Source organism: Dyadobacter pollutisoli (assembly GCF_026625565.1).
Lineage (GTDB): Bacteria > Bacteroidota > Bacteroidia > Cytophagales > Spirosomataceae > Dyadobacter > Dyadobacter pollutisoli.
In genome coordinates this window covers 3654526-3666590 of record NZ_CP112998.1, presented here as the reverse complement: position 1 = coordinate 3666590, position 12065 = coordinate 3654526, and the positions used below count along the sequence as shown (strand labels likewise).

Annotated in this window: 11 protein-coding genes; 5 read left to right on the top strand and 6 right to left on the bottom strand. The window is 45.8% G+C overall.

The genetic code is table 11. From position 1 onward, the window contains the following. The first annotated feature begins 22 nt into the window (after positions 1-22). Positions 23-2821 (top strand): hypothetical protein, encoded by a 2799-nt coding sequence (locus ON006_RS14930; protein ID WP_244823129.1) that lies wholly within the window; start codon positions 23-25, stop codon positions 2819-2821. Between the two features lie 19 nt (positions 2822-2840). On the opposite strand, the gene ON006_RS14925 is transcribed toward ON006_RS14930, so the two are convergent. Further along, a complete protein-coding gene (locus tag ON006_RS14925) occupies positions 2841-4235 on the bottom strand; it encodes an alkaline phosphatase (protein WP_244823130.1) in 1395 nt (464 codons plus the stop codon). A 311-nt stretch (positions 4236-4546) separates the two neighbouring features. On the opposite strand from ON006_RS14925, the gene ON006_RS14920 reads away from it, so the two are divergent. Next, positions 4547-4957: a hypothetical protein gene (locus tag ON006_RS14920; protein ID WP_244823131.1), complete on the top strand. Its 411-nt coding sequence runs from the start codon at positions 4547-4549 to the stop codon at positions 4955-4957. A 421-nt stretch (positions 4958-5378) separates the two neighbouring features. Here the strand turns inward: ON006_RS14920 and ON006_RS14915 are convergent, their stop codons facing one another. From ON006_RS14915 to ON006_RS14895, 5 genes are all read right to left on the bottom strand, one after another. Next, on the bottom strand, positions 5379-6671 hold the full coding sequence (locus ON006_RS14915; protein WP_244823132.1) for an esterase-like activity of phytase family protein: 1293 nt from the start codon (positions 6669-6671) through the stop codon (positions 5379-5381). A 113-nt stretch (positions 6672-6784) separates the two neighbouring features. Then, positions 6785-8059 (bottom strand): dipeptidase, encoded by a 1275-nt coding sequence (locus tag ON006_RS14910; protein WP_244823133.1) that lies wholly within the window; start codon positions 8057-8059, stop codon positions 6785-6787. Between the two features lie 6 nt (positions 8060-8065). Next, entirely contained in the window at positions 8066-8341 is a 276-nt protein-coding gene (locus ON006_RS14905; RefSeq protein WP_244823134.1) for a Txe/YoeB family addiction module toxin, read from the bottom strand. Next, positions 8338-8598: a hypothetical protein gene (locus tag ON006_RS14900; RefSeq protein ID WP_244823135.1), complete on the bottom strand. Its 261-nt coding sequence runs from the start codon at positions 8596-8598 to the stop codon at positions 8338-8340. Before ON006_RS14900 ends, ON006_RS14905 begins: the two co-directional genes overlap by 4 nt. Before the next feature lie 70 nt (positions 8599-8668). Then, positions 8669-10018 carry a hypothetical protein gene (locus ON006_RS14895; RefSeq protein WP_244823136.1) on the bottom strand — a complete coding sequence of 450 codons (1350 nt, stop codon included), beginning with the start codon at positions 10016-10018 and terminating at the stop codon, positions 8669-8671. 170 nt (positions 10019-10188) lie between these two features. Between ON006_RS14895 and ON006_RS14890 the strand changes: the two genes are divergently transcribed. From ON006_RS14890 to ON006_RS14880, 3 genes are all read left to right on the top strand, one after another. Continuing rightward, complete coding sequence (locus ON006_RS14890; RefSeq protein WP_244823137.1) at positions 10189-10758, top strand: dihydrofolate reductase family protein; 570 nt, start codon at positions 10189-10191, stop codon at positions 10756-10758. Positions 10759-10783: 25 nt separating this feature from the next. Then, positions 10784-11173, top strand: coding sequence for a hypothetical protein (locus ON006_RS14885; RefSeq protein WP_244823138.1), 390 nt, complete (start codon positions 10784-10786; stop codon positions 11171-11173). A 423-nt stretch (positions 11174-11596) separates the two neighbouring features. Continuing rightward, on the top strand, positions 11597-12013 hold the full coding sequence (locus tag ON006_RS14880) for an OsmC family peroxiredoxin (RefSeq protein ID WP_244823139.1): 417 nt from the start codon (positions 11597-11599) through the stop codon (positions 12011-12013). Positions 12014-12065 lie beyond the last annotated feature (52 nt).

Here is a 12065-nt window from a genome sequence, read left to right as displayed (position 1 = left end):
AGCACTAAAACCCAAAACTATTATGAAAAAATACCTACTCTTAACTGCTCTGTCTTTTGCAAGTGCCTTTTGCGTTACGGCCCAGAAATGGGTTGCCAATGCTCCGTCGGGGAAAGAATATTTACGGAAAAATGAAAATAACAGAACGATCATTCCAAATGGCCGATATGTTACGCCGATCGGCAAGCAGCTCATGGTTGCGCCGCATCCGTACGGCCTCGCATTGAGCGCAGATGGAAGTGTTGCGGTGACCGCTAATTCTGGGATTAACCCGTTTTCAATCAGTGTATTAAAAAATATTCTGAGTGAAAATCCGGCGGTCAGACAAATTCCGGACGGGCCAAAAACAGATAAAGGAATTCTGGAAGCGTGCTTTATGGGCCTCGCGATCACACCGGACAACAAAACGGTGTACGTCGCCGGTGGCCAGACGAACAAGATTTTCCTTTTTGATCTCGAAACAGGGAAAAACAAACTGACAATCAACTGCCAGGCGACTGAGAATGGCAACAAATACAGTCACGGCTACATTGGAGATATGGTACTGACCAAGGACGGATCGACGCTCTACGCCGTGGACCAGATCGGGTTCAGGATGATGGTGATTGATACCAAAACCAATAAGATCGTCAGCAACATTCCCACCGGTCGCTATCCATTTGGGATTTGCCTTTCACCGGACGAAAAACGCATTTATGTAGCCAATGTGGGTGTTTTTGAATACAAACCATTTACAGATCTGGACAAGGATAATCTGAAGGAAACTGCGCACGAATGGCCGTCGACCAAGTATGGCTCGAAAGAAATGAAGGAAGGTATTCCCGAAAAAGGGGTTCCTGCATTAGGCGATCCGAATGCGCTGGAAGCATTTTCAGTGTGGAGCTATGATCTGACCGGTACGAAACCAGCTGTAAAAGCCAAAATAAAAACAGGGATTCTGGTTGGTCAAATGGTAGAAGATTTTCCGGCTGTTGGCGGGAGTAGCCCTAATTCACTGGCCGCTACGGACCAGTTTGTTTTTGTCAGCAACGGGAATAATGATTGCGTTTCGGTGATTGACATTGCAAAAGATACCGTCGTCAACACCTTGCATCTCAATCCTGAGCCACGGCTAGGCTCACTTCGCGGGCTCATTCCTTTCGGTGTGACGGTTTCGCCTGACCAGAAAAGGCTGTTTGTTGCCGAGGCAGGGATAAATGCAGTCGCGGTTGTGGACATCCCGGCTATGAAAGTGATCGGGCACATTCCGACGGGCTGGTTTCCAAGTAAATTGAAAGTAAGCCCGGATGGCAAAAAACTAATTGTAACGAATGCGAAAGGACTGGGTAGCGGCCCCAACGGCGGTAAAGACTACAAACTGGGGAGTGAAGGAAGTTACATTGGAAGCCTCATGAAAGGTACAGTTTCGGTTATCGACATTCCAATGGATAGCGAGCTGCCTGCATTGACAAAAAAGGTACTAGACAACAATTATGTATTTACCCAGGTTTCAGCGAATTCCGAAAACCCGGTTCCGGTTTACCCCGGTGCATCCGAGTCTCCTATCAAGCATATTGTTTTTATTTCAAAGGAAAACAGAACGTATGACGAGGTTTTTGGTCAGCTTACTAGTGGAAACGGGGATTCAACCATTGCCCGATTTGGGCTAAAAAGGAATTTTGAAAACAGAAAGAAAACGGCGGCGCTAAAAGGTGTTGACGTCATGCCCAATCACATTGCCTTGGCCAAACAGTTCGCTATTTCGGATAACTACTATTGCGATTCAGATGTTTCCGCCGACGGGCATCGCTGGCTGGTGAATACTTACCCGAATGAGTGGGTTGAAACAGGTACTGCCGCTGCGTATGGTGGCGGCCGTAACATGCTGGATACTTCGTCGGCTCCCGGCAATTTGTCGTTTTACGGCTCGGCCGGCAGCATTTACCCGGAAGACTATAACGAAGCAGGCTCACTTTGGGACCATTTGCAGCGTAATAAAAAGGATTTTTTCAACTTCGGTTTCGGGCTTGAAATGGCTGCTAATTATTCGGACAGTACCATGAAGCACATTGGCGAGTTATATATGGTCAACTACCCCGTGCCCGCGCCGATTCTTGACAAATCATCGAAGATATTTCCCAGCTATAACATGGCAATCCCTGATCAGTTTCGGGCGGATGTTTTTATGAAGGAATTCAATGAGAAATGGGCAGGTGACGGTAAAACGCTTCCGTCTATGTTAACATTAATGCTGCCTAATGACCATGGAACAAAAGAGCGGCCCGATGCAGGGTTTCCGTTTGGAGAAAGCTACATGGCCGATAATGATCTGGCAGTTGGCCGTACGATTGAGTTTTTGTCACACACACCATACTGGAAAAACATGCTGATCGTGATCACCGAGGACGACCCGCAGGGTGGCGTTGACCACATAGATGCGCACAGGAGCATTCTGATGACCATTTCTCCCTACATTAAAAGGAATTACGTTGGAAATCAGCACTATAGTTTTGGCAGTATTTTCAAAACTTTCTGGCATATTCTAGGCATTCCTTACCTGAACCAGTACGATGCTACGGCTTCGGATATGAATGACTTATTTACCGACAAGCCAGATTTTACCCCTTATAATGCAGTAGCAATCGACCCTCGTTTGTTTGATCCGCAAAAAGCCCTCGATCCGTTTGACGAGAAATTTGATTGGAAGGCATTTTCTGAATCGGAGGAAATGGACCGGACCGAAACCATGCAGAAACGAAGGGCAGAGGATGATGACGACTTGCGGAAAAAGTCAAACGTGAAAAAACCTGTCGGTAAAAAACCTGTGAAAAAGCGGCCCTGAACTTAGCGGGCACAGCTGATCAGACTTTTGCTGTGCCCGTCATGTCCAGCATCCAATTGTGCAAATCGGTGTTTTTGACAAATGGTTTGAGGTGTTCGCTTCCGGGGCCAAACATGGCCAGCTCCACATAGTCGGCCGAATGGTCCATTCCTGCCCAGCCAATGCCAGTATAGCGAGTTTGTATAGAAGCCAGTTCCCGGAACAGCGGCTTATTGGTAATGTAAAGACCATGCTCATTTTTTGACCCAAACAAGGCCAGGAGCCTTTCGGCTTCGGCGGTTTTGATCGCGTAGCCTTGCGCGAACTCGATCCGCTCAATGAGCTGCGACGGTGAAGGTATTTCTTTCAAATCGCCCAGGATCCAGTTGTTGGTATGCTTAAACTTTTGCAGCAAATCGAATTGTTTATCGCCCCCAAACAGTCCGGGATTGGCATTACCATGATCAGTGGTAATGATGACAAGTGTTTCTTTGTCTTTCGCAGCAAAATCCAGGGCAACTTTGATGGCTTCATCGAATGCGATCTGATCATATAAAAGTCCGCCGGCATCATTGGAATGGGCAGCCCAGTCCACCTTTCCGCCTTCGATCTGAATAGCAAATCCTTTTTTGTTTTTAGATACGAGTTCAAGCGTTTTACTTGTCATTTCTGCCAGTGAAGGCACGGCTTTTTGTAGCTCACTATTTTCGAATGTATCCAATGAATATGGGAGTGCGCCTTCGCAGAATATGCCCAGAATAGGCTTACTTACATCTGATAATGCGATCATTGCATTGCGATCGCGGGCCACATTGTATCCCGCTTTTTCGTATGCGCCGAAAAGATCGGTTTTGTCTTTCCGCTTTTCAGTCAGGAAGAACTCCGCGCCACCACCCATCATGACATCAAATTTCAGGTCCAGGTATTGAGCAGCTATTTCGGACTCGTCGCCCCTGGATTTATTGTTAATGCAAAATCCGGCCGGAGTGGCATGGGTAATGGTAACCGAGGTCACGCAGCCCACAGATTTACCAGCCTCTTTAAATTTCTGTAAAATAGGTTTATTGAAACTTCCGTCGGCATTGACATTCAAATTGCCGTTCGGGACTTTTTTGCCACCTCCCCAGGCGGAGCTTCCCGCTGCTGAATCTGTGACCAGGGCATTCGATGAAGAAGTTTCCATAAACGCCCGATGACCAGTTTGCTCGGTGTATAACTTCATCCAGCTGCTCTCGCGCCCGTGTTTACGTTTCAAAAGGAGGTCGGCCATGTTCAGGGTTCCGGTACTCATCCCGTCACTGACCATAAATATGATGTTTTTCGCTCCTTGCTTTACTTTGGATAAGGTATTGTGGCCATTTTGTTTTCCAAACAATGACAATGGGCCGATGGCGAGGCCGGCGGCGCTATTTGTAAAAAAGTCCCTTCTTTTCATCTGACAGATCGATCTCTAAATTGAATACTTTTCGGTTTTGACAAAACTACTCCCCGGTATTTTATCGGAATGTTAAGTTGTGAGCTGTTGCGTGAAGGAAGTATTAAAATGGGCGATAAAATGACCAGGTAAGGTCTGCGCTCCTGTTTTTCTGTGAAAATTTACCGTTAACTCAACCTGTACACCTTTTGCTTACCGGATTTATTTCGGTCCTTACCTTTTGTATACCAGGCAAATATTTGCTGACGGACAGCAAGCTATTACGTTTGCATTGTCTTCGGGACGAACCAGGAGAACTAAAAATATTAGCCATGAAAACGAATCTATTTTTTATCGCACAGTACCAAAAAGTCTCTAAAATTGCATTTGCCTTCCTTACGGTTTCAGTATTATTAACATTGTCACCAAATGCAAGTGTATTTGGAGCAGCCTCTTCGGAGACGAAAGGAGAGAACACACCTAAGAGTAATGTATCGGAGCAAATCCGCCGGTACATTCAAGCGGAAAACCTGGAAATTGCTAACCTGAAAAAAGGGATTGTGGTTATCAGTTTTTCGGTCAATGAAAACAATCAGATAAGTGAGGTTATTTCTCACAGCCAAATTCCTTTGCTTGATCGTTATTTAAAGGAAAGCCTGGAAGGTAAAATCGTTCAAATTGGAAAAGGTAATCTGTCCGGCCGTAGCCAACAATTTGTAAAAATCAGATTTTCCATGGATTGAGCGATTTTTCACAAACAAAATAAAGCCCTGCAAATCATAGACTTGCAGGGCTTTATTTTGTTTAAAATAGGCTAATAGATTCTCTCGATGAGTAAAGTCAATTTGATAATTCTTTTCTTAATTCTTTCAAAACGTTTCGAACCTGCTTTTCGGACAAGCCGCTGTATTGTATTTGCATTGCCCTGGATTTATCAGGATCCATTCTTTTGAGTGTCCAGTACTTGGGGTGGGTGAGGCCGATAGGTGAAAAGGTTGCTCATTGAGGTTAACAATAAAATAATACCTCATCAAAGAAACCAGGGACTAACCAAGCCGGTATCTTAGCGACGTAAAGCTTTTGCTTGAAGATCGGCAACAAAAAAGAACCCATCATCAAGTTGGGTTCTTTTTAAGTTATTCAGGATTGCAGTAGCTTAAATTTCTACCAAAGAGGTTGTTTCAACTTAACAAAGTAGATCGTGTTCCGATCCACAGCACCGGTTGAAGGAAGGATTTTAGACATATATGTACCTACCCCTACTACTCCGAAATCATCATCATTGGCGATAGCAATCGTGGTCGAATTGATGATGGCAATCCCTTCTGCTTTGTCGTGTGGATACAAAGATGGTATATCCGTCATCAGGTCAGCGACCAGCGTTTTGGTAACAGGAGTAATTCCATTTGCTGATAGTGTTGAAGCATCTTTCAACTGCTCTACGGTCAATCCACCAAAAAGCTTTCCATTTTCAGTGTTGGCCGGATCGCTGATATCAGTCGCGGCTGACAAGTCTATTTTGTACACTTTTTTGATCACCGTGGATTTATTGGCATTGGTAGCATACTCCCCGTCACGTTCGAGTACCAGGAAAGTGGTGTTGCTAATGGCAGCGATTTCACTGTTTGCCTGTAAGTTGGCTTTGTCGATCAGGTACACATACTGTTTGCTTTCGCCAGTTGCTATGTCGTAAGCTAGTATACGCGTTACCAATGAGCCGGTTATCGCGGGCGAGGATGGATTGTAAAGGGGGAATTGCATAATCCCAACCAATGTTTTCCCGTCTGGCGTGATCGTAAGACCCTCCATACCACGATTTGGTCTTCTTTTGGCGAAAACCAGAGGTATTTTCCGTCCGCCTTTACCATTTCCGAATGGGTTGATCCTTTCAATGGTTTTTCCCGTCGCGTCAAAATGGACCAAATGCGGACCATACTCATCACTCACCCAGAAAGTACCATCAGCTGCCATGGCCAGTCCTTCCGAATCTATCCCGTCCACGCTGTTTGGCAATGTATTACCCATCACATCCAGTGCCGTTTCGCCGCTAGATCCGAAGCCAGCAGGGTTTGGAAGTCCGGTAAGGTTGTTTCCGTTTTCATTTTTTAGCAAGATGGTTTTCTCCAAGACCAATTGATCGCCAATCAGTCTGAATTTGCCGATCTGAGGAACAAAGCCAGGTGACGCGAATACTTTGGAGTTTGCAACACTACCATCAATGTTAGGGCCTCTGTCCGTGAGCAAATAAAATGCAGCGTGATCATTGGGATCCTGGACGATTGACGATCCAAAGCCGCCATTGTAGACCTTCACGCCATTTACCTCCGTGAGCAGCGAAGGGTTGGACGCCTCTGCTTTTTCGGGATAAGTTTCTGCCGGAAGATCGTGGTCTGTACAACTACCCAAGATCAATGCCGAAGCGATAATGCTAAGGGAAGAATGTAAAAGGATTTTCATTGTTTGACAAGATTTAGTTTTGGTAAAACTACGTGGAGTGATTTTACCAAAACGTTAAGTTGCCTTGTCAAAGATCAAGAGAATGTTAAGTCTTAGCCAGCGCCAGCATTCCCTCACTTCCCCTCAGTTACCTGCCGGATTACACGGAGCCAGTTTAAGCCGAGGATTTTTTTGATCCGGTGATCGCTATAACCCAGCTTTTGCATGGCCATGGTGATCTGCGGAAAATCACTAATGTCTTTAATTTCCCGAGGCAGTTCAGGTCCACCGTCTAAATCAGAACCCAATGCGATATGGTCCTCACCGACTAACTTTACACCATAATCGATCACCTTCGCCAGCTGATCCACATGCATCCAATACTCGTCAGGAATGGTCCCTTTGAACGTAAAGGGAAGCTCACGGGCGAATTCCTTATCTACGTCTTCAATGGTTTGCGTGGTATTCTGGGAGGTAAGAATCCTTGGTGTTTTTGGCTGAGGATTGGGCTGTACCCTGGTTGGATTGTTCGCTTTCTGCCACGCCCAGTATTTGGGGTTGTTGAAAAGGCTTCCGAAATGTACGCCGATCACACCTCCCTTTGAAGCTATCGCTTTGGCAGCTTCGTCGGTAATACAGCGAGGATGATCCACAATCTTGTGAAAGCCGCCATGACTATATATCACCGGATGACGGCTGGCAGCTACCGATTGAATAATGGCGTCATTAGATGCGTGGGCCACATTGATGACCATACCGAGATCGTTCATCTCCTTGATCACCGCTTTTCCATGATCATTAATGCCGCCCCAGGTGTACACGTCGTTGCAGGCGTCAATAAACGCATTTGTGGTACTGTGAGCGGTGAGTTGCATGGAGCGCAGGCCAAGTCTGTACAATGCACGTAGCAGGTCCAGGTCGCCATATAAATCATAACCGCCTTCCAGATCAAGGAAAGCAGCCATTTTGCCTTTTTTATTAATACGTTCAATGTCAGCAGCCGTAAGCGCCAGCTCGATCATTGACTCGTTTTTCTTAATTTGGTCGAGCGCAAGGTTTACCACACGGAAAGTATTTTTGATCTCGAACCTGCCCGGATAATAATTTTCAGGCGTATAAACCGAAAAGAACATCGCGTCGAGTCCACCTTCCTTAGCCCTGGGGAGATCGACGGTTCCATCTGTATAACGCTGGCCGATATCTGTTTTCATTATCAGCTCGCGGCTCATGACATGCGTATGCCCGTCCATTACAAATGCGTCGCGATGCAGGTCAGGCACTGGTTTTCTGCCAGGATTCAACGAAAGGCCTTTTCCAGCAATAGGAGCAGATGAAAGTGATTTTTTGGAAAGAATATTGCCGGCGACCGGCAAAAGTGTCAGGCTCTTAATAACGTCTCGGCGTTTCATTATGCACTATTTATCGTCGTAGTGACCTTTTGAGGAAATAATGTCTACTGTAATGGTATGATCATTCACCGAATATAGAAGTCTGTGTTTGTCGGTTATCTTTCTTGCATATAATCCTGCGAGATTATGCTTTTTAAGCTGCGGTTTTCCTCGCCCTGTTTTAGGATGTTCTGCAAGCTCTTCGATTAATAACCTTGCTTTCTTATACGCTTGTGGTTCAGACCTTTTAAGAAACTGTAAATCTTCTTTTGCTTTATCTGAAAAAATGAGGGTATATATCACAGGTTGTCAAAAAATGCATCAAGTTCCTCTTTATTCTTGATGACGGTAGACTTCCCCTCCCTGATCTCCTGTTGCGCATCTTTTATGCGCTGGATCATCTCCGGAGTAAAGTATAGATCGTCTTCAGAAACAGGAGTAAGTACATATGTTTGCTTACGTCCTCTTCTGATTACGACTTTTTCCCCTCGATCAGCCATTTCAAAGAAGTCCTTTTGCCTCTCCCTGAATTGCCGGCTTGTTGTTTCTACGATTGCCATTGTGTACTTTTTTTGGTACACAAATATAAACTTATTTGTGGTATAACCGAATCAACATCTCGTTAGGATCTTATTCATTAAAACCCCGAATGTATGGCACGTTCGGCGGTCGCTCCCCTTTATTGAATTGCTCCTCTCGCGTTGAGCGGTAGGTCATGTTCATGAACGGCGTTTCAATACGGCGTCCGATAGGAGAATAGACCCCGTTTTGCCAGTTGGATTCCATATTGAATGCCGTAATGCCGGTCGACAAAAGTAGCCGCTCTGCATTGAATGGCTCCTTTTTGGTGACCATCGTCTCGACGATCCAATGCGGCTGGGAGTTGGAGGCGTGGTATTGGGAAAACGGCCCAGGCCAGTCGAGCATTGAAATGATCGTAGCCTCTTTTCGTCCTTCGATCTCGGTGGCGTAGGTCCAGCCGACGTCCCTGGCGTTGTATATGGCTGCTTTGGTACCGTCGTTGTACTCGACGATACAGACGTTGGGCCTTTCGATCTCCTGAAAATGTCCGGGTTTTAGGTTGAAATTCGCACGAACGGATTCCAGGAGCTTTGCTGCCCAGGGCGTCTTTTCGGTCCATTTCCACGTTTCAGGTCCGCGAATGCATTGTACCGATTTTACGCCGGTCTCGCCACCTTTCCGCCGTTCTACAAACGCCTGTAACACATCAACGCAATGAAAGAGTGCGCCCTCATCCGGGGCGCCGCCCAACATGACAGATGCTTTGATGGGTGTATCGATATCAATTTCAACCTCGGGCCTGCGGTAGTGAACCGGTATGGAAGAACCGCCGGTCAAAGGAAAATTTAGTTCACGGGACTTGTCAAACATCCATTTGGCTTCGTCCCAGCTGTACGAAAGGTGTTTGTCATTAAAAACCGGTACTGAGCGCTTGCTTTGCTCAAAAACCCTGATCACTTTTTCGTACATCCACCAGCGTGGCAACATCCATTGTCCTTTGAGATTGGTAGGGTAGTCGCCGTGCTCGCCGACAATCACCACGCCATCCACGTCCAGTTCCTTTCCCCCAAGCGTAACGGCTTCACCGGCCGTCTTGAAAATCGGAATATTTTTCGCTTTGCATATTTTCTGACCCAGTAAGCTTGTTTCAAACTGGTGGATATAAACAGATACCACGTCGACTCGCGAAGGTGTATGAGCGCCTTGCCACCAATATCCGTCCAATAACTTGGTTAGGATCCAGTCCGCGTGTGATCTGGTTGCCCCCCAGTATGTGATCAGGCAAGCGATACGGGGCCGTTTTTGCAGTGTTTGCCCGTTAGCCGAAACGCCGGTAAAAGCTGCTAATCCGGCCATACCGGTTATGCCGAGCATTTCACGGCGGGTGAGGAGAGGGGTTTGAGTGAATGCCGACAAATCTGCGGCCTTGGCTGCAATTCCGGCTTGTTTTTTTGCCATTTATATTTAAAGTTGCCGTGAATAGGAATTATCTTGACGAATCAAAAACTGTGACGTATACCTAAAGGAGGCAAACTTCATGTATTACTGATAGATAAATGCAGACATCTGCTATGATGGCAGTTAATTGGTAAATAGTTATATTTCAAAATAAATAAAATGCAATTGCAATGAGAAAGGTGGTTTTATTCGCGCACATGTCCCTCGATGGTTTTGCAGGAGACATCAATGGCGGTCTCAATTTTCTGACGTATGATCAGGAATTGCAACAATACGCCGACGAGGTGGTCAAAACCGTGGGCGCTCCTTTATATGGCAGGACCACTTATCATTTGATGGAAGGTTACTGGCCAACCGTATTGAACCAGCCTGCTGCCGACACACATTCGCTGGCACATGCGCAATGGGTGCAAGATATTCCCAAAGTAGTATTCTCGACGACACTGGACACCGCAGACTGGAATAACACGACGCTGATCAAGGACAATGTGGTCGAGGCAGTAACCAAGCTCAAAGAAGAGCCCGGCAAAGACCTTGTTATATTCGGCAGCCCGGGCCTCGCCAAAAGCTTTATGAAACTGGGGCTGATAGACGAGTGTAAGTTAACCCTTCATCCCGTGATAATGGGAAATGGTATTAGTCTGTTTGACAGCAACATCACAAAGAGTTCTCTGAAATTACTGGACACAAAAACACTCAAATCGGGCGTAGTTACCTTGCATTACGCGGTGAACAAGTAGAAAGGTCGTGACCTGCAATATCGAGATGAAAAAGCCCATTCCATACGACTTTCTGCTGGACTACCTTCCTCGTACCGTGGTCATCAAACCAGCCATTGGTATGTTTTACATCTATTTCGAAGGTAAGATCGTCTTGATATTCAGGCGTGTCAATAAAAATCCTCAGCACAATGGTTTATGGATAGCTACACGGCGGGAGGATCATGCCAGCCTCAGAGCTGACATACCTGCCATTACTGAATTTGTTTTTGATGAAGGTGAAACCTTTGATTCGGCATGGCTACAGCTCCGTGAGGGGCATGATGATTTCGAACAAGCCGCAATCCAGATCTGCGAACTTATTTCACACAGGGACAAAAGGATAGGGAAAGCTACGCCGAAAGCGGCGTTGATTACGTCTTTGAAATCAGGCTGATGATCAGGTGGAGAAGATGTGAGCTACCCTCTTGCACATATTTTGAACACACTTATTTGATAGGATTAGTAAAGTACATTCAGAATGTCGTCGAGCTGCATAATGCTGGCCAACTTCAGATCGCCCTGAGAGCTCAGCAGGAATGCAAGCTTAGAGTAAATCGTACAGAAAAAAATTAAAATAAGCTGAGAGGAAAGTCGACAAAATTGCCGGACGGAAAGCCTGCCCGGCATTTCACTACAACAGACCTAATGTGGTGCTTATATGCCTGTCTACCATATTGATAATGGTAAAAAATGATTATCCGGTTAAGCCAGAATGACCCGAATTGCCAAATAATTGGCCCGATACACAATGAATCTCCTTTGAGAGTATTGCAATTTTGTATTGTCAATATCGACGGTAAAATTGAACAAATACTAAATGCAACGTAAAGCAAAAGCGCATTGGGCGGGAAACATAAAAGAAGGAAAGGGAGACCTCAGCACCCAAAGTGGGGTTTTAAACAAAACAAATTATAGTTTTAGAACGCGATTTGTAGGAGACGAAAGTGGAACTAATCCGGAAGAGCTGCTGGCAGCAGCACATGCCGGGTGTTTTACAATGGCGGTTAGCTATGCCTTGACGGAAAAGGGCGTCACACCGATTGAGCTGGATACTGAAGCAACTGTAACGATGGACAGCACGGGCATTAGCGGGATACATCTGTTAATCACGGGAAATATACCCGGATCTAACGCCGAGGCATTTGAGGCAATTACGAAAGAAGCTGAAAAGAGCTGTCTAATTTCGAAAGTATTGAATATACCAGTTTCATCACAAGCACTACTTGTGTCATAAAATTCAGAAGGCGGATCTGGGCTTTTCAGATAATGCTGACAATGTCTTGTTT